Raw genomic sequence first — 20604 nt, forward strand, 5'->3', positions numbered from 1 at the left:
GTAACGTATTCATTTTCACGATGATTTACTGAAATCATGTGAAAGAATGTGCTGAAAATTATTTTTTCTCTGGCCACGCTATGGAAGGGATACCATTCAATTTAGCTTTAGCAAACAGATCTCCCTGAAACATCTCAATTCCTGCGGATTCAAGCCACATCCACTCTTCTGGTGTTGCCACGCCCATAGCACTGACTTGAATTTCAAGTGATGTACAGCATTTTATGATCGCCTGAATAATTGCCTGCCGTGGCCCACTTTTATGAACATTGGTAATCAATTCCTGACTGATTTTAATTCTGTCAGGCTGGAAGCGTGACAGGAGTAACAAACCAGCAAAACCTGCGCCAAAATGATCAATTGCTACACTGATACCAGCAGCCTTTAGCGATTTAATCGCTTCGGCAAACTCATCAAACCGAGATATGACTTCACTTTCAGTAAATTCAACGATGATTTGTTCAGGCACCAGAGCATTGGCCTTTATTTCATTAAGTAAAAAAGAGACTGCGTCAGGTTCGTTAACCAGGGTCATAGGTAATAGATTGATTGAAATCATTTTATCACCGAGCTCAAGTGCGTGTGCCATCGTGAATGCAAGCGCCTTACTTTTGAGATCCGCTGTGTAGATTTCCCCGTCTTTACGCTGCCCAACCGCTATGGCTGATGGGCTATCTTCATTTTTTTGCACAATGGCTTCAAAAGCGATTATCCGCCGCGATAAGGGATCGACAATAGGATGAAAGGCAAAGTGGTCGTTTATAGTTGGTGAAAGGGCACAGGAATCAAGTTCTTTATCAGATCCGTCAGCGATAAAAAGCCAGGAGTCTTCGGCAGGGATCTCGAAATAGGTTGATTGTTCGGTTGCAAGGACAAAAGTACGAAAAAATTGTAGCGCTCTGTCATCATAAGTTAGCTGAAATTTTGATGTGCCTTTGTCGAATACGGCCTGTAAAACGTCATCTCGCTCGTGCAGGCGCAAATCAAATAATTCCATTCCCGCTTTGCCAAAACGGCGAGCAGGCGCGTAATCGCACAGCAGCTCAACAATATTATAGTGCCGTGGATCCTGGCATATAGCCCGATATATCATTTTAACCTGTTCTTCCGGACCTTCCAGAAGCTGGAAAAAATGAGAACCATTAAACAGTAAGATCCCTGTTACGTCAGACTGCATGTTCCTGCGATTTGCTATCGAAACCATTTCTTCGATTTTTTTGACAGGTTCGTCGTCACGTATATGGCTACGATAAATAAGGGTGGTAAGCATTAACAATCCAGGGTAATGGGTGAGGCGAGAGTAAGACGGTAACAGACATATCTTCTTGTGTCTTTCTTTTAATACCAAAACATAACCGTTTCTTTACATTGATAAAAAATGGAAAAAGTTGAACACTAGTTGGCGAAAAATCTTGTATAGATTGTCAGTTAAATGATGCAATATGTTTTATCATAACACATTGTTTTATATGCATTAGCACTAATTGCAAAAAATTAATTTATCATTCTGTACACATATTTCGTACAAGTTTGCTATTGTTACCTCACTTAACATTGATTAACATTTTTAACAGAGGCGTAGCATGCATCAAAATTCAGTGACTTTAGATTCTGCGGGAGCAATCACTCGTTACTTTGCAAAAGCTAACTTGCCTACTCAGCAGGAAACTCTCGGGGAAATTGTGACTGAGATTTTGAAAGATGGACGTAATCTGAGTCGAAAGTCGCTTTGTGCCAAACTTCTTTGCCGACTGGAACACGCGACTGGGGAAGAGGAACAGAAACATTATAATGCACTAATTGGGTTGCTTTTTGAATAATGCAACAGCCTGATTATTTAACAGGTTAGCTATGAAGTCGTTATGAAGACATCTGATAATGAACGTATAAAATATGAAATTACTGGCCAGGCGGTGATCCAGATACTGCGCATGAAGATAAATTTTTCATTGCAGACTCTTATTAAGCAATTACTCGTAATGAAATCGGCTGAGGAAGATGCTTTCCGACGCGATTTAATTGACAGCATAATTCGTGATTTTAGCAATAGTGATTCAGGAGGGCCAAACCGAAGAACAGCGACAGCTGACAATAAAAGTATGTTCAATGGTAAGAAAATAAACAGAATACATTAAAATTTCATAAGTAAGATGAGAGGTTACCATGCTTGAAGATACTACAATTCATAATGCAATAACTGATAAAGCGTTAGCAAGTTACTTTCGCAGTTCGGGTAATTTGTTAGAAGAAGAGTCAGCAGTGTTAGGGCAGGCTGTCACCAATTTAATGCTTTCAGGCGATAATGTTAATAATAAAAATATTATCTTAAGTCTGATACACTCCCTGGAAACAACAAGTGATATTCTCAAAGCTGATGTGATTAGAAAAACACTGGAAATCGTGTTGCGATACACAGCTGATGATATGTAACTTCTAATTATTAAGTATAAGTTTATAGAAAACTCATTCATCTTATTTTTGTCTGTCGCTTTAGACTATACACAGCATAATTTTATTGGGTTAATATTTCTACGAGGCTGACATGAATAATTCAATCCCAGAGAGATTTATTTTTCAATGTGCTTTGTTTAAAAATCTCGAGAGGGAGGTGTTCATGACGCATGGGTATGTTGATAGTCATATTATTGATCAGGCTTTACGCTTGCGTTTAAAAGATGAAACCAGTGTGATTCTTTCTGATCTCTATCTGCAAATATTGCAGTACATTGAAATGCATAAGACTACACTAACGGATATCATTATTAATGACAGGGAATCCGTGCTCTCTTAGAACTTGAGTAAGGTTTTAGAATAAACATCAGCTGTATCACCATGCTGATGCAAAGTGAGCATTTCAGGCGTTATGCTTTCTTATTATGTCCGCAATATCAGGTGTCAAGAATGGAGAGTTCTCGCTCTCCATTCTTGACGCCTGATATCCCGCCTAACTTATTTTGTACTGCCTACATTATGCTCAATAATTAATGGGTTAGATCAAGATGGAGAAAATTTTATCTTCGGCGTGGATATTTCTTATGCTCTCTACCATGCTCTCTGTAGATGCCAGCGCGAGCGAATGAATGGCATTTTCATGTATTAAACCCTTTGGCCGGGACAAGCAAATGCGCAATACACTCATACCCATCCTCGTTGCGATATGCTTGTTTATTACCGGTGTCGCTATTTTGAACATCCAGCTCTGGTATTCCGCAAAAGCAGAGTACCTGGCGGGAGCGAGATATGCCGCCAACAATATCAATCATATACTTGAAGAAGCGTCACAAGCGACTCAAACAGCGGTTAACATTGCCGGGAAGGAATGCAACCTCGAGGAGCAATATCAGCTTGGCACTGAAGCAGCTCTGAAACCTCACCTGCGCACAATCATCATTCTCAAACAGGGAATAGTCTGGTGTACATCCCTGCCTGGGAATCGGGTCCTGTTGTCTCGTATTCCTGTTTTCCCGGACAGTAATTTACTGTTGGCTCCAGCAATCGACACCGTTAATAGATTACCTATCCTGCTCTATCAGAACCAATTTGCAGATACGCGCATTTTGGTTACGATAAGCGATCAGCATATTCGTGGGGCACTTAATGTACCCTTGAAAGGGGTAAGGTATGTATTACGCGTGGCGGATGACATTATTGGACCAACGGGTGATGTGATGACGCTTAATGGACATTATCCCTATACCGAGAAGGTTCACTCCACAAAATATCATTTCACTATTATCTTTAACCCGCCGCCACTCTTTAGCTTCTACAGACTTATCGATAAAGGCTTTGGGATTTTAATATTTATTCTGTTAATCGCCTGCGCCGCTGCCTTCCTGCTTGATAGATATTTCAATAAAAGCGCAACGCCTGAAGAGATCCTGCGACGGGCAATAAATAATGGGGAGATTGTCCCTTTTTACCAACCTGTGGTAAATGGTCGGGAAGGGACATTGCGGGGAGTTGAGGTGTTAGCCCGCTGGAAACAACCTCACGGTGGATATATATCACCCGCGGCATTTATTCCACTTGCTGAAAAATCCGGATTAATCGTTCCGCTTACGCAAAGCCTGATGAATCAGGTTGCCAGACAGATGAACGCTATCGCGAGTAAATTGCCGGAAGGTTTTCATATTGGAATTAATTTTAGCGCTTCGCATATTATTTCGCCGACGTTTGTCGACGAGTGTTTAAATTTCCGTGACAGTTTTACCCGCCGCGATTTAAACCTTGTTCTGGAAGTCACCGAGCGTGAGCCATTGAATGTTGATGAAAGTCTGGTTCAGCGGTTGAACATTCTGCATGAAAATGGTTTTGTCATCGCGCTGGATGATTTCGGTACTGGCTACTCAGGGCTTTCTTATCTTCATGACCTGCATATTGATTATATCAAAATTGATCACAGTTTCGTTGGCCGCGTAAACGCAGACCCAGAATCAACCCGAATTCTGGATTGTGTATTGGATCTGGCGCGTAAACTTTCGATCAGTATCGTCGCTGAAGGTGTCGAAACGAAAGAACAACTTGACTATCTGAACCAAAATAATATCACATTTCAGCAGGGTTATTATTTCTATAAACCTGTTACATACATCGACCTGGTCAAAATTATCCTTTCTAAACCGAAGGTGAAGGTTGTGGTTGAGTGAAAATTGATCAGTAAGGCCATAGTGCGGTGTAATTATAGACAGCTAATTAGCTCGTTGCCTCTTGTTACTATTGTTCATTATTTTGTTTGCTATAATTGTTTGAAAGTTTTGACAGGATTGCCATTAGTAGCATGAACAATAGTAATAATCTGGATTATTTCACTCTCTATATCATCTTTTCCATTGCATTTATGCTGATCACCCTCCTGGTCATCCTTATTGCAAAACCCAGTACCGGGCTGGGAGAAGTGCTTGTGACGATAAATTTGCTTAATGCCCTTGTTTGGCTGGCGATCAATCTGGTTAATCGATTAAGAGAAAGACTCGTCAACCACAGGGATCAGCAATAATCTTTCAGTTTCTCACTGTCAGTATGCGGCTGAATGGGTTGCTGGCAGTGAACGCCTGGATCATTGAAGGAAAGGCATTATTGCGCAAATAGTTGTCAACCCTGGTGTTATCACGGTTATTTTTATATATCACCGAAATAATCCTCATCGCAACTATTAACAATTTTGATGTCGAAGAGTTATTTGTTAAACAAAATCGTCACCCTAAAGTGATCAATGTCATGAAAATAAGGTGAAAAATGATAATGCCGACTTATTTATCATTTATATATTGTCGCTGTTTATCTATTTAAATTTTTTGTGCTTTTGTTTTTGTCTTTACCCTCCGTTTTGGTAATCTGAACGCATAGGTTATTTGACCAGGAATGTTTGTTAATCCAATGAATGGATGGTTAATCTATGAAACTGAAAAAACTCTCCGGGTTTAGTTTGGGACTTATTGCTCTGGCGGTGGGTAATGCATATGCTGAACAGTTTATTCAGCACGATGAATATAAACATGCTGTGGCAATAAAAGATGGAAAAGTAAAAGATATTGATAATGCGCTAGTTATAACAACGGGTAATGGAAGTTACGGGTATCCGTTGCAGGAGAGGGTAGCAAGTTAACCATTAACAATGGCGTCATTGTAACAACGGGCGGTTTATATCCTTCTGACAATAGTCCTCTAAGCACAGCATTAACAGCTAGCGCAATCGTAAGTGAATTTGGCGGTGCTGTTATTTTGCAGGGTAAAAACACGATTGTCACAACGGGGGATTACTCAATTGGTTTGCTAAGTCAAACGAGTGGAAACCTGAATACTGACACCATAATAAGAGTCAACTCTGACGGTTCGGTTACCCCCTCTTTTTCTGACGGAGATGATACATTTATTGTTACTGCGGGTAATCACGCAGTCGGCGTTCTTGCGTGTGCATCTCCCGGAAGCGCGCGTGCGTGTGTATCTTCTCTTGATGAAGAAAGTACTACCGATACAGGAAGTAATGAAAATAATGCCATAGCAAAACTGGATATGGCAAAAGGGGAGATCACAACCCACGGAACAGAAAGTTATGCCGCGTACGCTAATGGCACTGTCGTCAAGGCTGGTGACACGCTTGATTATACCAATGCCAGCGTTACATTAACCGATGTTAATATCACCACGCATGGGGACAATGCTCATGCCATCGCTGCCCGCCAGGGGACAGTTTCATTTAACCAGGGAGAAATTTATACAACGGGTCCTGACGCCGCGATTGCTAAAATTTATAATGGCGGCACGGTGACGCTGAAAAATACATCTGCAGTCGCGCATCAGGGGGCTGGAATTGTGCTGGAGTCTTCCATAAATGGTCAGGAAGCAACGGTAGATATTTTATCTGGTAGCTCACTACGGTCAGCAAATGAAATCCTCTACCATAAAAATGAGACGAGTAACGTGACCATTACGGATAGTGAGGTATCATCGGCTGCAGATGTTTTTATCAATAATATTAAAGGTCATTTGACCGTCGATGCAACTAATTCAAAAATAACGGGTTCAGCTAATATTTCAACAGATGATAACACTCATACCTATCTGTCGCTTTCAGATAATAGTACCTGGGATATTAAAGCTGACTCAACGGTGAGCAACCTCACGGTTGATAATAGTACGGTCTATATTTCCCGGGCAGATGGACGGGATGTCGAACCAACAAGATTAACAATAACTGAAAATTACGTTGGTAATAATGGCGTATTGCATCTCAGAACTGAATTGGGTGATGATAATTCAGCTACGGATAAAGTCGTTATTAATGGAAATACCTCTGGAACAACCCGAGTTAAAGTTACCAATGCAGGAGGCAGCGGAGCTTACACGTTAAATGGGATAGAGATTATCAGCGTTGAGGGGGAATCAAATGGGGAATTTATTAAGGATTCGAGGATTTTCGCCGGTGCCTACGAATATTCATTAACCCGAGGTAATACCGAAGCGACCAATAAAAACTGGTATCTGACTAACTTCCAGGCAACGAGCGGCGGTGAAACAAACTCCGGAGGAAGTTCAGCGCCTACTGTTGCGCCTACCCCCGTCCTGCGCCTCGAAGCTGGAAGTTACGTCGCCAACCTGGCAGCCGCTAACACTCTTTTTGTTATGCGTCTGAACGACCGTGCGGGTGAAATGCGCTACATCGATCCTGTAACTGAACAGGAGCGTTCAAGCCGACTTTGGCTACGTCAAATTGGCGGGCATAATGCCTGGCGTGACAGCAACGGACAGTTGAGAACGACCTCGCATCGCTACGTCTCGCAGTTAGGGGCCGATCTGTTAACCGGTGGTTTTACCGACAGTGACAGTTGGCGTTTGGGAGTGATGGCTGGTTATGCCCGCGACTACAACTCAACTCATTCCAGCGTGTCGGATTATCGTTCGAAAGGGAGTGTCAGAGGCTATTGCGCAGGGCTGTATGCCACCTGGTTTGCCGATGACATCAGTAAAAAAGGCGCATACATTGACGCCTGGGCGCAATATAGCTGGTTTAAAAACTCGGTGAAAGGGGATGAATTAGCCTATGAATCCTATAGTGCGAAAGGCGCAACCGTCTCGCTGGAAGCGGGTTACGGCTTTGCCCTGAATAAATCCTTTGGTCTGGAAGCGGCGAAATACACGTGGATATTCCAGCCACAGGCTATCTGGATGGGCGTCGATCATAATGCGCACACCGAAGCCAATGGCTCACGTATTGAGAATGACGCAAATAACAACATCCAGACCCGACTTGGTTTCCGCACCTTTATTCGTACTCAGGAGAAAAACAGCGGTTCGCACGGTGACGACTTTGAACCTTTTGTTGAAATGAACTGGATCCATAACAGTAAAGATTTTGCTGTCTCAATGAACGGTGTGAAAGTCGAACAAGATGGGGCGAGTAATTTGGGGGAAATTAAACTTGGCGTAAATGGCAACCTGAATCCAGCGGCCAGCGTCTGGGGGAATGTGGGCGTGCAGCTGGGTGATAATGGCTACAATGACACCGCAGTGATGGTGGGCCTGAAATATAAGTTCTGATCCCGCCGTTAGCTAAAAAACCGCGTCGTATTCATCGACGCGGTACATATGAAATATTATTTTTTGCCGATAGCACGCATGGTGTCATCAATTGCCGTGATCAACAGCATTTGCGGGTCTTTAGCGCAAACCTGATTCAGTTTTTCTACCACTTTGGCGCTCAGTTCCGGAGATTGCTCAATTTTTAAATCACGGCTGGCAACGCTGGCATTACCCATTACCGCAACAATTTCTGCAACCTGTGCGCTGTCAGTTTTTGCCATTTCGTTGGCTTCTGCGCAAGTAATATAGGTTTCTGACGGCAAACCGTTTTTAATATTGTAGTCCTGCGCCCAGGTCATTGGTGCGAAAACAAACAGGCCCGCCAGTAAAGCAAATTTTTTCATCATCATTCCTTATTTCATTTTACCCAGAATTGCACCACCCGTACCGCCAATCACGGCACCTTTAATCGCCCCTTCGAGGCCATTGCCGGTCAGAACGCCAGTGACAGCACCAACGGCGGCACCCACTTTTGCACCTTTACGCGCATTTTTACCGTCGCGGCCTTTTTCTGTTACTGCACCAACACCAGCGCCAACAGCTGCACCTTTCAGTACGCCATTAACACCATTGCCAGTAAGTAAACCAACGCCTGCGCCTAGCAATGCACCTTTCGTGGTGCGGTTCATATCCGCCATCGCTGGCGTGGAGCAGAACAATGCTGAGATAAGCCCGAAGGCAAGTATTTTTTTCTTCAACTTAGATGTCCGGTATTAAGTAAGTTGCACACACAATAATTTCGTCTTCAATTAAGATCTGCTTAACTAAAGAACGCTCGCTATTATTCAGATAATTCAAAATGAGCGTGGCTGTGATGATAGGAATTATGTTTTTTACGTGAATGAGAATAATCTTAAATGAGGAATAACTCATTGATTGACAATATTTTTATTCAAGAAGTGTCATTGACTGTTAACGCAATGTTGTAAAGGTAAGATAATCTGATTTATCAATATTATTGTGTGATTTTTATGTGAGCAGAAGATATTCATCAGCAACGATTACATTAGTCATTTTATTTTGCCGACGGCCTCATTGTCGAAAGATAAGCGTACGACAGTATTATCTGAAAAGAGTGATTTTTTATCCAACTACACTTCAGCGCACTGCGTGTAAAAAATGCCTCTTTCTTATGCGGGATATCATCATTTCATCATGATGTCTTTGGTGAGCGGTGAACACAATACACCTGCGCTGTCTCTTCAGGATGAATCCCCTGGTCTGGTGCCTGCGGGCTGATGTTGCAGCAGAGCTTAGGTCACTTAGACGCTACTATCATTTATCCAATGGCATGGAATCGAAATCAGTCGATACCCGCAGTATATATCGTGAACTGGGTGCAACGCTGAGTTACAACATGCGTCTGGGGAACGGTATGGAAATTGAACCCTGCCTGAAGGCGGCTGTGCGCAAAGAATTTGTCGATGATAATCGGGTGAAAGTGAATAGTGACGGTAATTTTGTCAATGATTTGTCGGGCAGACGTGGAATATACCAGGCAGGTATTAAAGCCTCATTCAGCAGTACGTTAAGCGGGCATTTCGGGGTGGGGTATAGCCATGGTGCCGGTGTGGAGTCCCCGTGGAACGCGGTGGCTGGTGTGAACTGGTCGTTCTGACCATCAACGATTAAACTGCGCTTCGGCGCAGTTTTCGTTTACAGGGGGCTAAAAGGGAAAATTCTGGGGCAAAAAAAGCCCGCCAGTTACGGCGGGAAACCTCATCCTATGGGAGAACAATGAATAATGAAATTGCGGGGTTATCATCCCCCAGTGTATCCACACTAACAATGAGGTTATTTACTCAACCAGGCATAAACATTTTGTTCTGTGCGTGGGAACAGCCTTAAGGTGTAAAGGGGGAGGTGGAAATAGCAATGAGGAGTATCAGCAAGAATACTCGCCGCTTTACCACAACGTGGATGAGAGGGATGAAAAACTCAAGGCAGAAATGACTCTGCCTTGAAGATAAATGCGTTTTTACAGCGGGCTTATTTCAGCTCTTCTGCTTCCGGTAAGGTCACGTTCAGCTCAAGAATAGAAATATCGCCATCTTTTTGCTCAAGCTGTACGGTTACCATCTCAGGATCAATTTGTACGTATTTACAAATGACCTCAAGAATATCTTTACGCAACTGCGGCAGATAATGCGGTTCTGCATCGCTGCGACGGCGTTCAGCAACAATAATCTGCAGCCGTTCTTTTGCAATGTTGGCTGTGTTTTTCTTCCGCGAGAGAAAGAAATCGAGTAATGCCATAACTTATCCTCCGAACAAGCGTTTGAGGAAGCCTTTCTTCTCTTCTTCAATGAAGCGGAAAGGACGTTCTTCTCCCAACAGACGTTCTACGGTATCTGCGTAGGCTTTACCCGCATCGGCGTTAATGTCGAGAATGACCGGTTCACCCTGGTTAGAGGCGCGCAATACTGATTGATCCTCTGGGATCACGCCGACGAGTTTGATGCGCAGGATCTCCAGCACATCTTCCATGCTCAGCATGTCACCTCTGCTTACGCGGCCTGGGTTATAGCGCGTTAACAGCAGGTGCTCTTTAATAGGCTCTTCGCCATTTTCTGCGCGGCGTGATTTCGACGCCAGAATGCCTAAAATACGGTCAGAGTCGCGTACTGAGGAGACTTCCGGGTTGGTGGTAATAATGGCTTCGTCTGCAAAATAGAGTGCCATTAACGCACCGGTTTCAATCCCTGCCGGGGAGTCACAAACGATAAATTCAAAATCCATCGCTTTCAGATCATCAAGAACTTTGGCGACCCCTTCACGGGTGAGGGCATCTTTATCGCGTGTTTGCGATGCCGGAAGAATATAGAGATTTTCAGTACGCTTATCTTTAATTAACGCCTGATTTAGCGTTGCATCGCCCTGAATGACGTTGACGAAATCGTAAACGACCCGGCGTTCGCAACCCATAATCAGGTCGAGATTACGCAGGCCGATATCAAAATCTATCACGACAGTTTTCTTTCCCTTCTGGGCCAAACCAGTGGCGATGGCCGCGCTGGAGGTTGTCTTACCAACACCCCCTTTGCCCGAAGTAACAACAATAATGCGTGCCATAGAAATTCCTTGTTAAAAAGGGATCAATTTAACGGTTGAACGGTCAAAGCGTTTTCGACTAACTGCAGTCGCGCCGCTTTGCCATAAAATTCTGCTGGGATTTGATCACTCAGCCAGTATTCACCTGCGATGGACACCAGTTCCGCCATCAGGTTCGTACAAAATATTTGCGTTTCCCGGTCACCACTTGCCCCTGCAAGCGCACGACCGCGCATCATGCCATAGACATGAATGTTCCCATCGGCAATCAATTCGGCCCCAGCGCTAACGTGGCTTGTAACAATCAGATCACATTGTGGAGCATAAATACGCTGACCGGAACGCACCGGGGTATCTATTAAACGCGTTTTTGTGACCGGCGTTGTATTTTGCGCTGGAGCCTGTGGTGCGGGAGCTGGACGCGGCGCTTTTTCCTTTCCTTCCGTCAGGATAGGCAGCCCCATCTTTTCAATTTCGGCTTTAAGTTGCGCATCTTTGCAGCCACTTACGCCAATAACCCGCAAACCGGTTGCCGAAACCGCCTTATGCATCGCTGACCAGTTTACCGGGTCTTCCAGTGCACTGACGTTGAGTACAACGGGGGCATGTTTTAAAAATGCGGGGGCCTGAGCGATTTTGTCTTCCAGCGCCTGATGGATAACCTTAGGTTCTGCCTCATGCAGATGAACCACAGATAAAGTGAAGCTACTGCCTTTAAGCTCGATTGGCGTGTTTGACATCCTGGCCTTACTCAATTAGCTATTAATCATCGCCAGCGCGCGATGATGTTCCGAAGACTATAAGGCATGTTATAGTCTGGATTATATTGAGGCAAGTCACCCTCCCATTTATTCAGAGTAAAAGTCTATTCTGTGATAAATGGCGCTGATTCATAGCTTAAAAAATACCCTTGTCAATCAACCCATTGCCGTCGTACTTTTGATTGTTCTTATTTACGCTTCCTTTTTCCGCACCCTAATCGTGACAGCATCTCCAGACCTGTTTAAATATCCAGTATTGAGGCAAGTGTATTTTTTCACCACGCCAGGCTTTCTTAACTTTCCATTTTTTGCGGCATCATTAAAGAACAGATACCCGTTATCTTAATATCCGCCACAGAATTGCTCTATCATAGAAACCGCAGAAGACGTCTGATACTTCTGTCAGGTCATCGTAACTCGTCCAGGTCAGCGGTTTTGATTACGGATTGATGATGAAATGAGCATAAGTGTTGTACGGTTGGATTATCAGGATGTGCTATGAATATGATGCGTATTTTTTATATCGGATTGTCAGGTGTGGGGATGATGTTCTCATCAATGGCGTCTGGACATGACGCTGGCGGACTTCAATCTCCGGCGTGCGGCGTTGTTTGCGACCCGTATATTTGTGTGAACTCAGATGGTATTTCCCCAGAGTTAACAAGGAAATATCTCGGCGAAAAAGCCGCTGAAAACTTACAATCATTACAAGGCTACGATCCCAGCGAATTTACATTCGCTAACGGTGTATTTTGCGATGTTAAAGAAAAATTATGTCGTGATGATCGTTATTTTGGTGTGGATGGTAAGCGGAGTGGAAAAATCAATCAAATCACCACAAAGATGTTATTTATGTGTCGTGAGTGATGCCTTGTTTACATTATGTTCTATTCGGCATTGTCTGCTATTCGTCATTAACCTCTTGAGCGACAGAGAGGAGTGGGGCGTTAACGTTTATGACGGGGAGAGTCCCCGTCGGTTGACATTTACTTAATTTGAATATCGACGTTATATTTTTTAGTTTTGTTTTTACGGGCGTCGTTTCGGGTTTGCAGCACTCGCAGCTCATATTTGCCAGAAGCAGGGAGTGAGTATTGTCCGTGACTATCGAGTTCTGGTGAATATCTGGATAAATCAACTGAATCATCGATTCCTGGCCCGAAGAGGTAAGTATCAGCGCCTTCATTAGAGATACTCACATGCACTTTCTGACCTTTTTTGGCATAGAAGGTATATGTATCGTAATCGTATCCCTTTATTTCGCCGGAGTACTGAGCGCTGCTATGGCCTTTGCTGAACTCAACATTGACATTCTTACCCGCAGCAAAGCTCGTGGAGGTTAGCAGTGCAAGCAGCAATACAGCCTTACTGATGCTCTTGATTTTCATTGGTAGTCTCCTGTTCAGAATGAGTACGATGAACTGTTATAATATAACAATTCCTTACGGGAGAATTCCAGTGGCTTTTCTGCGTTCGGTAAAATCCCGGCGCGGCATTTTTTGCCGGGGGGATTACTTATAAAGGGGCATGGACTCAACAAACCGCAGAAATCTACAGCTGGCTGGCTTGTGGCGCGGGTTTCATTGATGTTAGCTTATGCCAAAACCTGGCATCTTAAAGAGTAAAAGTATGTTTTGTGTGATTTATCGAAGCAGCAAGCGTGACCAGACCTATTTATATGTCGAAAAAAAAGACGATTTTTCGCGTGTTCCTGAGGAACTGATGAAAGGTTTTGGTCAGCCTCAGTTAGCGATGATTCTGCCGCTGGATGGGCGCAAGAAACTGGTCAATGCTGATATTGAAAAGGTTAAACTGGCATTAACCGAGCAAGGTTACTATTTGCAGTTACCGCCACCACCCGAAGATTTGCTGAAGCAACATCTTTCCGTCATGGGGCAGAAAACAGACGACACTAACAAATAACCGATATCCGGCGGTGGCATTATCTTTGTCGGCGCGGGTTTTCATATCCACGATAAGGTGAGGGGAACGTTATGTATCAACATCATAACTGGCAAGGTGCGCTGCTGGATTATCCGGTGAGTAAAGTAGTCTGTGTTGGCAGTAACTATGCCAAACATATTAAAGAGATGGGCAGCGCAGTGCCCGAAGAGCCAGTGCTGTTTATTAAACCAGAAACGGCACTGTGCGATCTGCGGCAGCCATTGGCGATCCCATCCGATTTCGGTTCAGTTCATCATGAAGTCGAACTGGCGGTGTTGATTGGCGCGACGCTGCGTCAGGCAACGGAAGAGCATGTCCGCAAAGCCATTGCCGGTTACGGCGTGGCGCTTGATCTGACATTGCGTGATGTTCAGGGAAAAATGAAGAAAGCCGGGCAGCCGTGGGAAAAGGCTAAAGCGTTTGATAACTCTTGTCCGCTTTCCGGGTTTATCCCCGCGGCGGAATTTACCGGCGATCCACAAAATACAACGCTGGGCCTGAGCGTAAACGGCGAACAACGCCAGCAAGGTACGACTGCGGACATGATCCATAAAATCGTTCCGTTGATCGCTTATATGAGCAAGTTTTTTACCCTCAAGGCCGGTGACGTTGTGTTGACAGGCACGCCTGATGGCGTCGGCCCGTTGCAAAGCGGTGATGAGCTGACAGTCACTTTCGATGGGCATTCTTTGACAACTCGCGTTTTGTAATACTTTTTGCCGCCTGAAAGCGGCGGCAAAACTTGCATCGCTGTGCCAGACTGGTTATAAGGTGCGTTTTAACGTAATGGCGGAACACCTGATGAGCGATGTACCTTTCTGGCAAAGTAAAACCCTGGACGAAATGAGCGATGCGGAATGGGAGTCGTTGTGTGATGGTTGCGGTCAGTGTTGCCTGCATAAACTGATGGATGAAGACACCGACGAAATCTACTTCACTAACGTCGCCTGTCGCCAGCTCAATATTAAAACTTGTCAATGTCGGAACTACGAACGTCGTTTCGAGTTTGAACCCGACTGCATTAAATTAACCCGTGAAAATCTGCCAACATTCGAATGGCTGCCAATGACCTGCGCTTATCGTTTGCTGGCGGAAGGTAAAGATTTACCTGCGTGGCATCCGCTACTTACTGGTTCGAAAGCGGCAATGCATGGTGAACGTATCTCTGTGCGTCATATCGCAGTGAAAGAATCAGAAGTGATTGACTGGCAGGATCATATCTTAAATAAACCTGACTGGGCGCAGTGATAAATTTAATAGATGTTGATGGGGGCTTTCTTAATATACGTCTGGATGCTCGCCATTTCGTAGCCCTGTTTTTGAAAGCGCTCTGTCATAATGAGAGTTACCCGATACCTTATTATCAACAGGTAACTCTCAATCTTTAAAAAACGTCTGTGTTTTTAAATGTGATAAACCTTATACCTTGAGTACATGGAGAGAATAATCGCTTATCAGACTTCAGGTACCTCAAAGAGTGTCTTTTTACCGTGTCTTTTCTGATACTCATTACAGGTGTTAATCATTTTTTTGGCCGCTTCTTTTAGCAAAGAAAGCATTAAATCATCATAATCAACATAGAATCTGGTTGTTTCAGTTTCCGTTTTTATCTCCCCGATGGCGGCTATTTCGGTGGTTAATTTCAATTTGGCGGCATCGATATCTTTATTCGCTTGTTTAACCGTGTTAGACAGGGTGGTAAAGAAACTCTGCACAGATTTTAACTTGTTCTTCAATTCTGGGATCAGTTTCCCTTCAACTACGCCCGCAGCAATAGAATAGGAAATGATTAATCCAAATGGACCGGCGACGACACCGGCTGCGGCACCGGCATACGCTTCCTTCCTGATTTTATCTACCTGTGACTGGAAATAGCTGCTTTTTTCTGAAAAATCATTGGTTAACTGGCTATCTAACGCCAGCAGTTTCCCGGAAGCGTTGTTGAAACTTTGTGAGCTTACCAGCAGGGATTTTTGCGCTTCATTCAGCTTCGTGATGCCGTCATCCAGTACCTTAATGAGAATGTCTTTCTGGGCGGATGCTTTCTTCTCATTGTACTCATCAAATAGAAAAATATACGCTGCGAGCAATTGCGTCGCAACACCACACCATTCATACACTGTTTGGGTTGCTTCAAAATACTTATCCTGGCTATCCATAAGTAAGGTTTTAATATCGCCGACTAAAACGGAGGCTGCCTGTGAATACTCCTGTTTAAAGCGACTTAACTCTTTTATGGTTTCATCAAAGGTCTGCCAGGGGATGACCTGATCGAGATATTTATTATAAAGATCTAATGCTCCATCTGCAGTTTCGATTGCGTTTTTAACTACTTCTACCGTTTTATCTGCAACGATTTCAGTCATAATCATTCGCCTCTTTAAATATATAAATTGTAATGAAACTCCTGTTTTACAACTATTAATAAATTTTACTTCATCTAATTCATAGTTAGCCGGGCGGGATGCGTCAATGTCTTTATTTCTATTAATATGATAAATATCAAACAATGTTTAATGTCATTATGGCGAATGCTTCTATTCTATTTTTTTGCCGGGTGATATTTTTCATTTCTGCTGGATGAGCGTCGTCGCCAGAAGGCCACGTGAGCACAGGATAAGAGAACGAAAAATCAGCAGTCTATGCAGCGACAAATATTGATAGCCTGAATCAGTATTGATCTGCTGGCAAGAACAGACTACTGTATATAAAAACAGTATAACTTCAGGCAGATTATTATGTTGTTTATCAAGCCTGCGGATCTCCGCGAAATTGTGACTTTTCCGCTATTTAGCGATCTTGTTCAGTGTGGCTTTCCTTCACCGGCAGCAGATTACGTTGAACAGCGCATCGATCTGAATCAACTGTTGATCCAGCATCCCAGCGCGACTTACTTCGTCAAAGCAAGTGGTGATTCTATGATTGATGGTGGAATTAGTGACGGTGATTTACTGATTGTCGATAGCGCTATTACCGCCAGCCATGGTGATATTGTCATCGCTGCTGTTGACGGCGAGTTTACGGTGAAAAAATTGCAACTACGCCCGACGGTACAGCTTATTCCCATGAACAGTGCGTACTCGCCCATTACCATCAGTAGCGAAGATACGCTGGATGTCTTTGGTGTGGTGATCCACGTCGTTAAGGCGATGCGCTGATGTTTGCTCTCTGTGATGTAAACGCGTTTTATGCCAGCTGTGAGACGGTGTTTCGCCCTGATTTATGGGGTAAACCGGTGGTTGTGCTATCGAATAATGACGGTTGCGTTATCGCCCGAAACGCTGAGGCAAAGGCGCTGGGTGTTAAAATGGGCGATCCCTGGTTCAAACAAAAAGATCTGTTTCGTCGCTGTGGCGTGGTTTGCTTTAGCAGCAATTATGAGCTTTACGCAGACATGAGCAATCGGGTGATGTCGACGCTGGAAGAACTATCGCCCCGCGTCGAGATTTACAGTATTGATGAGGCATTCTGCGATCTGACAGGTGTGCGTAATTGTCGCGATCTGACTGATTTTGGCAGAGAAATTCGCGCAACGGTGCTACAACGTACCCATCTTACTGTTGGTGTGGGGATCGCCCAGACCAAAACGTTGGCTAAGCTTGCCAATCATGCGGCAAAAAAATGGCAGCGGCAGACGGGTGGGGTGGTGGATTTATCAAATCTGGAACGCCAGCGTAAATTAATGTCTGCTCTCCCCGTGGATGACGTCTGGGGGATTGGACGGCGGATCAGCAAAAAACTGGACGCGATGGGGATCAAAACCGTTCTTGATTTGGCGGATACAGATATCCGGTTTATCCGTAAACATTTTAATGTCGTGCTCGAAAGAACGGTGCGTGAACTGCGCGGCGAACCCTGTTTGCAACTGGAAGAGTTTGCACCGACGAAGCAGGAAATTATCTGTTCCCGCTCGTTTGGTGAACGCATCACGGATTATCCATCGATGCGGCAGGCCATTTGTAGTTACGCTGCCCGGGCGGCGGAAAAACTTCGCAGCGAGCATCAATATTGTCGGTTTATCTCCACGTTTATTAAGACGTCACCATTTGCGCTCAATGAACCTTATTACGGCAATAGCGCGTCGGTAAAACTGCTGACGCCCACTCAGGACAGCAGGGATATCATTAACGCTGCTACGCGATCTCTGGATGCCATCTGGCAAGCGGGCCATCGCTACCAAAAAGCGGGCGTGATGCTGGGGGATTTCTTCAGTCAGGGAGTCGCGCAGCTCAATTTATTCGATGACAACGCACCGCGCCCCGGGAGTGAGCAATTGATGACGGTAATGGATACACTGAATGCTAAAGAGGGCAGAGGAACACTCTATTTTGCCGGGCAGGGGATCCAGCAACAATGGCAGATGAAGCGTGCCATGCTTTCACCACGTTATACAACGCGAAGTTCTGATTTACTGCGGGTCAAATAAATATAGCGGCAGGAAAAAAGCGCTCCCGCAGGAGCGCCGAAGGGATTAGCGACCGAACAGGTCACGTTTTTTCGCTTTAAACGGCTGGGAAATCACCACCAGCACCGCGACAATCAGGTAAGCGATAAAAATACCGAGCAGCCACTGCGGCATTTCCAGACCTAAAAAATCCCACTGACGCTCGGCACAATCGCCAGAGGCGACAAACACTTGCGGCACCCATTTATCCAGCGGCAGCCATTCCGGGAAACGAACCATAAAATCACAGGTGGCAAACGGCGAAGGATAGAGCTGAAGCATGGTGTGCTCGTAAGTTAACTGCACACCGCGGAACGCACTATACAACCAGATAACCATCGCTACATAACGCAGCGGAGTTTTCGGGGCGATCGCGCCAATCAGCGCAGCACCCAGAACGCCGAATAACGCACAACGTTCATAAATACAGAGCACGCAAGGTTTCAGTAACATCACATGCTGGAACCACAGCGCCGTCAGTTCCAGTGCCAGAGCAGTAAACGCCATCAACAGCCACGCGCCCCGGCCTTGTGAACATTGGTTCAAAAATCGCAACATAATCATTTCCCTGCAATATGCATAGAGTGCGCAGTTTAAACCAATTCATTCGCTGCGCCACCAGGAGGCAGCAAAAATAGGAAGCAATTGGACAATTATCGGGCGAAAAGGCAAACCGGGCATTTATATGCCCGGTAAGTTGTTATCAAAGCGTTGCTATCCAGCCCATTTGCATAAACCATTCGGTTACAGGGGCAAGCGTAAACTCGACGCAGAGCAAGCCGACGAGTGTCAGTACGAGGGTGTAAGGCAGGGCCATCCACACCATGCGGCCATAAGAGAGGCGAATCAATGGCGCGAGTGCAGAGGTCAGCAGGAACAGGAACGCAGCCTGACCGTTCGGCGTAGCGACGGAGGGCAGATTGGTACCGGTATTAATGGCGACCGCCAGCAGCTCGTATTGCTTCAACGTGATAGCGCCACTTTCCATTGCCGCTTTCGCTTCGTTGATATAAATCGTCCCCACGAAGACGTTATCCGAAATGGATGACAGCAGACCGTTGAAAATATAGAACAGCGACAGCTGAGCATGTTCCGATGCCTGCAACACAAACTGAATAATTGGCGAAAACAGTTGTTGGTCGATAATCACCGCGACTACCGAGAAAAACACCGTCAACAGTGCGGTGAATGGCAGAGATTCGGTGAAGGCTTTACCGATAGCATGTTCATCGGTGACACCGGTCAATGATGTCGCCAGAATAATGACTGACAAACCAATCAAGCCAACTTCCGCCAGATGCAACGCCAGCGCAGTCACCAGCCAGACGCCAATAATCGCCTGGACAATCAGACGGATTTTATCCTGACGGGTACGCTGGTGGCGGCTTTGATCGTCAAACTGTTGCAACACTTCGCGGACTTTCTCCGGCAGCGTTTCACCGTAGCCAAACCAACGCAGCTTCTCTACCAGCAGGCAGGTTAACAGGCCACAAATCAGAACCGGAACGGTCACCGGCGACATGCGCAGGAAGAAATCGCCAAAATGCCAGCCAGCCGCTTTAGCGATGATCAGGTTCTGTGGTTCGCCCACCATGGTCATCACGCCGCCTAATGCAGTGCCGACACCGGCATGCATCATCAGGCTACGCAGAAAGCCACGGAACTGTTCCAGAACCACTTTGTAATGCTTGTCGATATGACTATCGTCTTGCAGGTCGGTATCTTCAGTACGGGAAGAGGCTACGCGGTGATAAATACCATAAAAACCGACTGCAACGCTGATCACCACCGCCACGACGGTTAAGGCATCGAGGAACGCGGAGAGGAACGCCGCCGCCACGCAAAAAGAGAGCGACAGCAGCATTTTGGAGCGAATGCTTAACAGCAAACGGGTAAATATGAACAGCAATAGCTGTTTCATAAAATAGATACCCGCCACCATAAACATCAGTAACAGCAAGACTTCAAGATTTGCCGCCACCTCTTCACGGACGTGTTCCGCGCTGGTCATGCCGATGAATACCGCTTCGATAGCCAACAGACCACCGGGGAGCAGCGGGTAGCATTTCAGGGCCATCGCCAGAGTGAAAATAAATTCCGCTACCAGCAACCAGCCCGCGACGAAAGGGCTGATGAGGAAAATTAACGGGTTTACGATTAAGAAAATGATGAGGGCGAGTTTGTACCAGTCGGGGGACTGGCCCAAAAAATTGCGCCATAGCGCGCGGCCCCAGGAGATCTCCATGATGGTTTCCCTTACCTTACAAATAATCAATGATGTTTTTATGTTTAAACGCAAAGCTTAACGGTCAGGCAGGAGTGAGG

At 45.2% G+C, this 20604-nt stretch carries 27 protein-coding genes and 1 pseudogene; 17 read left to right on the plus strand and 11 right to left on the minus strand.

Annotation, left to right across the window (positions count from 1 at the left end):
- Positions 1-58: 58 nt before the first annotated feature.
- Positions 59-1270, minus strand: coding sequence for a blue light-responsive regulator BluF (gene bluF / locus ACJHXA_RS00955; protein ID WP_001299269.1), 1212 nt, complete (start codon positions 1268-1270; stop codon positions 59-61).
- Between the two features lie 313 nt (positions 1271-1583).
- Here bluF and ycgZ point away from each other — a divergent pair, with 313 nt between their 5' ends.
- The 8 genes from ycgZ to ACJHXA_RS00995 all read left to right on the plus strand — a co-directional run bounded on the left by ycgZ (position 1584) and on the right by ACJHXA_RS00995 (position 8037).
- Positions 1584-1820 carry a regulatory protein YcgZ gene (gene ycgZ / locus ACJHXA_RS00960; protein ID WP_000554144.1) on the plus strand — a complete coding sequence of 79 codons (237 nt, stop codon included), beginning with the start codon at positions 1584-1586 and terminating at the stop codon, positions 1818-1820.
- A gap of 42 nt (positions 1821-1862) precedes the next feature.
- On the plus strand, positions 1863-2135 hold the full coding sequence (locus tag ACJHXA_RS00965) for a two-component-system connector protein YmgA (protein WP_000857995.1): 273 nt from the start codon (positions 1863-1865) through the stop codon (positions 2133-2135).
- Between the two features lie 28 nt (positions 2136-2163).
- The gene (ariR, locus tag ACJHXA_RS00970) at positions 2164-2430 is read left to right on the plus strand and encodes a biofilm/acid-resistance regulator AriR (protein ID WP_000888772.1); all 267 of its coding nucleotides are present in this window, start codon (positions 2164-2166) and stop codon (positions 2428-2430) included.
- A gap of 112 nt (positions 2431-2542) precedes the next feature.
- Positions 2543-2791 carry a protein YmgC gene (gene ymgC, locus ACJHXA_RS00975; protein WP_001065752.1) on the plus strand — a complete coding sequence of 83 codons (249 nt, stop codon included), beginning with the start codon at positions 2543-2545 and terminating at the stop codon, positions 2789-2791.
- A gap of 331 nt (positions 2792-3122) precedes the next feature.
- Positions 3123-4646 (plus strand): cyclic diguanylate phosphodiesterase, encoded by a 1524-nt coding sequence (locus ACJHXA_RS00980; protein WP_001246498.1) that lies wholly within the window; start codon positions 3123-3125, stop codon positions 4644-4646.
- A gap of 131 nt (positions 4647-4777) precedes the next feature.
- Positions 4778-4996, plus strand: a complete 219-nt coding sequence (gene ymgF / locus ACJHXA_RS00985; RefSeq protein WP_001065861.1) for a cell division-associated protein YmgF — start codon at positions 4778-4780, stop codon at positions 4994-4996.
- A 399-nt stretch (positions 4997-5395) separates the two neighbouring features.
- The gene (locus ACJHXA_RS00990) at positions 5396-5605 is read left to right on the plus strand and encodes a hypothetical protein (protein WP_001297677.1); all 210 of its coding nucleotides are present in this window, start codon (positions 5396-5398) and stop codon (positions 5603-5605) included.
- Between the two features lie 116 nt (positions 5606-5721).
- Positions 5722-8037: an autotransporter outer membrane beta-barrel domain-containing protein gene (locus tag ACJHXA_RS00995; protein WP_336620734.1), complete on the plus strand. Its 2316-nt coding sequence runs from the start codon at positions 5722-5724 to the stop codon at positions 8035-8037.
- Positions 8038-8093: 56 nt separating this feature from the next.
- Here ACJHXA_RS00995 and ACJHXA_RS01000 read toward each other — a convergent pair whose 3' ends face one another.
- From ACJHXA_RS01000 to ymgI, 3 genes are read right to left on the minus strand one after another with little or no spacing between them, the layout of a single operon-like run.
- Complete coding sequence (locus ACJHXA_RS01000) at positions 8094-8429, minus strand: YmgD family protein (protein ID WP_000979977.1); 336 nt, start codon at positions 8427-8429, stop codon at positions 8094-8096.
- Positions 8430-8432: 3 nt separating this feature from the next.
- A complete protein-coding gene (locus ACJHXA_RS01005; RefSeq protein WP_000726974.1) occupies positions 8433-8777 on the minus strand; it encodes a YMGG-like glycine zipper-containing protein in 345 nt (114 codons plus the stop codon).
- 1 nt (position 8778) lies between these two features.
- The gene (gene ymgI, locus ACJHXA_RS01010; protein ID WP_000122462.1) at positions 8779-8952 is read right to left on the minus strand and encodes a protein YmgI; all 174 of its coding nucleotides are present in this window, start codon (positions 8950-8952) and stop codon (positions 8779-8781) included.
- A 100-nt stretch (positions 8953-9052) separates the two neighbouring features.
- On the opposite strand from ymgI, the gene ymgJ reads away from it, so the two are divergent.
- The 3 genes and pseudogenes from ymgJ to ACJHXA_RS01025 all read left to right on the plus strand — a co-directional run.
- Positions 9053-9238, plus strand: a complete 186-nt coding sequence (gene ymgJ / locus ACJHXA_RS01015) for a protein YmgJ (RefSeq protein WP_001325743.1) — start codon at positions 9053-9055, stop codon at positions 9236-9238.
- Entirely contained in the window at positions 9199-9318 is a 120-nt protein-coding gene (locus tag ACJHXA_RS01020) for a hypothetical protein (protein ID WP_001131446.1), read from the plus strand. Before ymgJ ends, ACJHXA_RS01020 begins: the two co-directional genes overlap by 40 nt.
- 34 nt (positions 9319-9352) lie before the next feature.
- A pseudogene (locus ACJHXA_RS01025) lies at positions 9353-9697 on the plus strand (autotransporter outer membrane beta-barrel domain-containing protein); the annotation flags it as partial.
- Positions 9698-10068: 371 nt separating this feature from the next.
- Here ACJHXA_RS01025 and minE read toward each other — a convergent pair.
- From minE to minC, 3 genes are read right to left on the minus strand one after another with little or no spacing between them, the layout of a single operon-like run.
- Positions 10069-10335 carry a cell division topological specificity factor MinE gene (minE, locus tag ACJHXA_RS01030; RefSeq protein ID WP_001185665.1) on the minus strand — a complete coding sequence of 89 codons (267 nt, stop codon included), beginning with the start codon at positions 10333-10335 and terminating at the stop codon, positions 10069-10071.
- 3 nt (positions 10336-10338) lie between these two features.
- Complete coding sequence (gene minD, locus ACJHXA_RS01035) at positions 10339-11151, minus strand: septum site-determining protein MinD (RefSeq protein ID WP_000101055.1); 813 nt, start codon at positions 11149-11151, stop codon at positions 10339-10341.
- A 23-nt stretch (positions 11152-11174) separates the two neighbouring features.
- Positions 11175-11870, minus strand: coding sequence for a septum site-determining protein MinC (gene minC, locus ACJHXA_RS01040; RefSeq protein WP_000072536.1), 696 nt, complete (start codon positions 11868-11870; stop codon positions 11175-11177).
- A gap of 519 nt (positions 11871-12389) precedes the next feature.
- Here minC and ACJHXA_RS01045 point away from each other — a divergent pair.
- Positions 12390-12758, plus strand: a complete 369-nt coding sequence (locus ACJHXA_RS01045; RefSeq protein WP_001056831.1) for a YcgJ family protein — start codon at positions 12390-12392, stop codon at positions 12756-12758.
- 119 nt (positions 12759-12877) lie between these two features.
- On the opposite strand, the gene pliG is transcribed toward ACJHXA_RS01045, so the two are convergent.
- Positions 12878-13279 carry a g-type lysoyme inhibitor PliG gene (gene pliG / locus ACJHXA_RS01050; protein ID WP_000695223.1) on the minus strand — a complete coding sequence of 134 codons (402 nt, stop codon included), beginning with the start codon at positions 13277-13279 and terminating at the stop codon, positions 12878-12880.
- A gap of 241 nt (positions 13280-13520) precedes the next feature.
- On the opposite strand from pliG, the gene ACJHXA_RS01055 reads away from it, so the two are divergent.
- From ACJHXA_RS01055 to ACJHXA_RS01065, 3 genes are all read left to right on the plus strand, one after another.
- On the plus strand, positions 13521-13814 hold the full coding sequence (locus ACJHXA_RS01055) for a YcgL domain-containing protein (protein ID WP_001297679.1): 294 nt from the start codon (positions 13521-13523) through the stop codon (positions 13812-13814).
- Between the two features lie 71 nt (positions 13815-13885).
- On the plus strand, positions 13886-14545 hold the full coding sequence (locus tag ACJHXA_RS01060) for a fumarylacetoacetate hydrolase family protein (protein ID WP_000284277.1): 660 nt from the start codon (positions 13886-13888) through the stop codon (positions 14543-14545).
- 91 nt (positions 14546-14636) lie between these two features.
- Positions 14637-15083: a YcgN family cysteine cluster protein gene (locus ACJHXA_RS01065; RefSeq protein WP_001306825.1), complete on the plus strand. Its 447-nt coding sequence runs from the start codon at positions 14637-14639 to the stop codon at positions 15081-15083.
- 206 nt (positions 15084-15289) lie between these two features.
- Here ACJHXA_RS01065 and hlyE read toward each other — a convergent pair whose 3' ends face one another.
- Positions 15290-16201 (minus strand): hemolysin HlyE, encoded by a 912-nt coding sequence (gene hlyE, locus ACJHXA_RS01070; RefSeq protein ID WP_001315422.1) that lies wholly within the window; start codon positions 16199-16201, stop codon positions 15290-15292.
- Between the two features lie 372 nt (positions 16202-16573).
- On the opposite strand from hlyE, the gene ACJHXA_RS01075 reads away from it, so the two are divergent.
- Positions 16574-16993: a translesion error-prone DNA polymerase V autoproteolytic subunit gene (locus tag ACJHXA_RS01075; RefSeq protein ID WP_000897378.1), complete on the plus strand. Its 420-nt coding sequence runs from the start codon at positions 16574-16576 to the stop codon at positions 16991-16993.
- The gene (gene umuC, locus ACJHXA_RS01080; RefSeq protein ID WP_000457616.1) at positions 16993-18261 is read left to right on the plus strand and encodes a DNA polymerase V catalytic protein; all 1269 of its coding nucleotides are present in this window, start codon (positions 16993-16995) and stop codon (positions 18259-18261) included. The genes ACJHXA_RS01075 and umuC overlap by 1 nt, the downstream gene beginning before the upstream one ends.
- 45 nt (positions 18262-18306) lie before the next feature.
- Here umuC and dsbB read toward each other — a convergent pair whose 3' ends face one another.
- Both dsbB and nhaB read right to left on the minus strand, forming a co-directional pair.
- Positions 18307-18837, minus strand: a complete 531-nt coding sequence (gene dsbB / locus ACJHXA_RS01085) for a disulfide bond formation protein DsbB (protein WP_000943459.1) — start codon at positions 18835-18837, stop codon at positions 18307-18309.
- Positions 18838-18982: 145 nt separating this feature from the next.
- Positions 18983-20524 carry a Na(+)/H(+) antiporter NhaB gene (nhaB, locus tag ACJHXA_RS01090; protein ID WP_000406391.1) on the minus strand — a complete coding sequence of 514 codons (1542 nt, stop codon included), beginning with the start codon at positions 20522-20524 and terminating at the stop codon, positions 18983-18985.
- Between the last annotated feature and the right edge of the window lie 80 nt (positions 20525-20604).

This window comes from Escherichia sp. WS33 (assembly GCF_046486385.1).
Lineage (GTDB): Bacteria > Pseudomonadota > Gammaproteobacteria > Enterobacterales > Enterobacteriaceae > ECMA0423.

Bases quoted from the DNA above. Each gene is read 5' to 3' on its own strand.
- ACJHXA_RS01060 (WP_000284277.1), top strand. From the start codon at position 13,886: ATGTATCAACATCATAACTGGCAAGGTGCGCTGCTGGATTATCCGGTG.
- dsbB (WP_000943459.1), bottom strand. From the start codon at position 18,837: ATGTTGCGATTTTTGAACCAATGTTCACAAGGCCGGGGCGCGTGGCTG.
- ymgF (WP_001065861.1), top strand. From the start codon at position 4,778: ATGAACAATAGTAATAATCTGGATTATTTCACTCTCTATATCATCTTT.
- ymgC (WP_001065752.1), top strand. From the start codon at position 2,543: ATGAATAATTCAATCCCAGAGAGATTTATTTTTCAATGTGCTTTGTTT.
- minC (WP_000072536.1), bottom strand. From the start codon at position 11,870: ATGTCAAACACGCCAATCGAGCTTAAAGGCAGTAGCTTCACTTTATCT.
- ACJHXA_RS01045 (WP_001056831.1), top strand. From the start codon at position 12,390: ATGAATATGATGCGTATTTTTTATATCGGATTGTCAGGTGTGGGGATG.
- ariR (WP_000888772.1), top strand. From the start codon at position 2,164: ATGCTTGAAGATACTACAATTCATAATGCAATAACTGATAAAGCGTTA.
- ACJHXA_RS01075 (WP_000897378.1), top strand. From the start codon at position 16,574: ATGTTGTTTATCAAGCCTGCGGATCTCCGCGAAATTGTGACTTTTCCG.
- minE (WP_001185665.1), bottom strand. From the start codon at position 10,335: ATGGCATTACTCGATTTCTTTCTCTCGCGGAAGAAAAACACAGCCAAC.
- ACJHXA_RS00965 (WP_000857995.1), top strand. From the start codon at position 1,863: ATGAAGACATCTGATAATGAACGTATAAAATATGAAATTACTGGCCAG.
- ACJHXA_RS00980 (WP_001246498.1), top strand. From the start codon at position 3,123: ATGCGCAATACACTCATACCCATCCTCGTTGCGATATGCTTGTTTATT.
- minD (WP_000101055.1), bottom strand. From the start codon at position 11,151: ATGGCACGCATTATTGTTGTTACTTCGGGCAAAGGGGGTGTTGGTAAG.
- ycgZ (WP_000554144.1), top strand. From the start codon at position 1,584: ATGCATCAAAATTCAGTGACTTTAGATTCTGCGGGAGCAATCACTCGT.
- ACJHXA_RS01000 (WP_000979977.1), bottom strand. From the start codon at position 8,429: ATGATGATGAAAAAATTTGCTTTACTGGCGGGCCTGTTTGTTTTCGCA.
- umuC (WP_000457616.1), top strand. From the start codon at position 16,993: ATGTTTGCTCTCTGTGATGTAAACGCGTTTTATGCCAGCTGTGAGACG.
- bluF (WP_001299269.1), bottom strand. From the start codon at position 1,270: ATGCTTACCACCCTTATTTATCGTAGCCATATACGTGACGACGAACCT.
- pliG (WP_000695223.1), bottom strand. From the start codon at position 13,279: ATGAAAATCAAGAGCATCAGTAAGGCTGTATTGCTGCTTGCACTGCTA.
- ymgI (WP_000122462.1), bottom strand. From the start codon at position 8,952: ATGAGTTATTCCTCATTTAAGATTATTCTCATTCACGTAAAAAACATA.
- nhaB (WP_000406391.1), bottom strand. From the start codon at position 20,524: ATGGAGATCTCCTGGGGCCGCGCGCTATGGCGCAATTTTTTGGGCCAG.
- ACJHXA_RS01055 (WP_001297679.1), top strand. From the start codon at position 13,521: ATGTTTTGTGTGATTTATCGAAGCAGCAAGCGTGACCAGACCTATTTA.
- hlyE (WP_001315422.1), bottom strand. From the start codon at position 16,201: ATGACTGAAATCGTTGCAGATAAAACGGTAGAAGTAGTTAAAAACGCA.
- ACJHXA_RS00990 (WP_001297677.1), top strand. From the start codon at position 5,396: ATGAAACTGAAAAAACTCTCCGGGTTTAGTTTGGGACTTATTGCTCTG.
- ACJHXA_RS01020 (WP_001131446.1), top strand. From the start codon at position 9,199: ATGCCTCTTTCTTATGCGGGATATCATCATTTCATCATGATGTCTTTG.
- ACJHXA_RS01065 (WP_001306825.1), top strand. From the start codon at position 14,637: ATGAGCGATGTACCTTTCTGGCAAAGTAAAACCCTGGACGAAATGAGC.